This window comes from Faecalibacillus sp. MSK20_93 (assembly GCF_020589945.1).
Taxonomy (GTDB): Bacteria; Bacillota_I; Bacilli_A; order Erysipelotrichales; family Coprobacillaceae; genus Faecalibacillus; species Faecalibacillus intestinalis.
In genome coordinates this window covers 1-1,309 of the sequence record NZ_JAJDKA010000130.1, presented here as the reverse complement: position 1 = coordinate 1,309, position 1,309 = coordinate 1, and the positions used below count along the sequence as shown (strand labels likewise).

1 protein-coding gene is annotated in these 1,309 nt (G+C 27.7%); it reads right to left on the bottom strand.

Annotation, left to right across the window (positions count from 1 at the left end; all coding sequences use genetic code 11):
- Positions 1 to 114: 114 nt before the first annotated feature.
- On the bottom strand, positions 115 to 1,309 hold a 1,195-nt coding region (locus LJD34_RS15905; protein ID WP_227360357.1), incomplete at its 5' end, for a transposase.

Below are 1,309 nucleotides of genomic sequence, written 5' to 3'. Positions count from 1 at the left end.
TACTCCGCCTAATAATTTAGAGCGAACCTCTAAGCACCGGATAATTTAATATACCGTTTAAAGGAACAATCAAATAGGTTGTTCCTTTCATTTTGTCTAGATACATTTAACAAGTTATTTTTTAAATTTATATACTTCTTTTTTTGATTTAGGAATGGCTAAAATAGATTCATTTTTCCTGTTAGCCCAAATCAATCTGCTTCTTACATATTCAAAATTACTTAATCCTCTTGAATTTCTTTTGAAATCTTTAGGAGTCCTATTATATCCTTCCATAGGTCCATTAGATAGTCTTCGTTCATTTCCATTATTATCAGTTATATAAATAAATGAATTGATGATTTCTTGTTTATGAGCTTTTAATAGTTCAGAAAATTCTTTAAACATAATCAATGTCGAATGAGAATAACAATCAATAATATTGCTTAAAAGAGTATTGATTTTTTCTAGGTCCCTTTCTTCTGTTTTATTAAATTCAATATATTTTTCTTTTAGACGTCTGATTTGTACAAGGTTATCGTCTAATTGGAAAAACATTTTTTCATAGTCATAAGTATTTAAATAAGCTTTTAATTTGTGGTTGTATCTAACATTACTTTGATAGTCTATATTTTCTACATTTTGTAATATGAGCCATTTAAAATTATTAAGCAGATAGACTTCTTTAGATGTCGGCATATTTTTAAAATCTATAGGTCTATTATTTTTTATACAAGAGTCTTCGTAAATCTTTTTATCTCTTATTTGGAATTTCTTTTTTAGATCATTGATATAGTTATTTATCTTTCTTATGATCCAAGAAACAACGTGAAAACTGTCAATGATAGCAATACTGTTAGGAAAGTAGCGCTTCGTATAGTTGATATAGGGATTGTACATGTCACAGATAAGGTATTTGACGTTTTTTCGTTCTTCCAATGGAATAGATAAAAAGTAGGCATTGGTCGTTTCTTCCCATCTGTTGGGAAGAATATCGATAATTTCTGAGGAATCAAAATCCATGATAACCAATGCATAACGATGCTTATAGTCAATATTTAAAAATACTTCGTCGACAGAAATTATTTCAGGTAAAGGAAGACGTTTTATGTTCAAATATTGTAGAAATATATAATGTACGGAAGTATCAGAAATATTATATTTTCTAGCGACATCTGCAGTAGTGATATGTATATTCTTCATTTCATTAAGGATCATATAAGGAGTAATATTAGATGACTGTTTATATTTACTAATAAAGTTAAACTGATCATTGAAGTAAAGATTACATTGAGGATTGGTACATCTCCATTTTCTTTGAGTTACAATA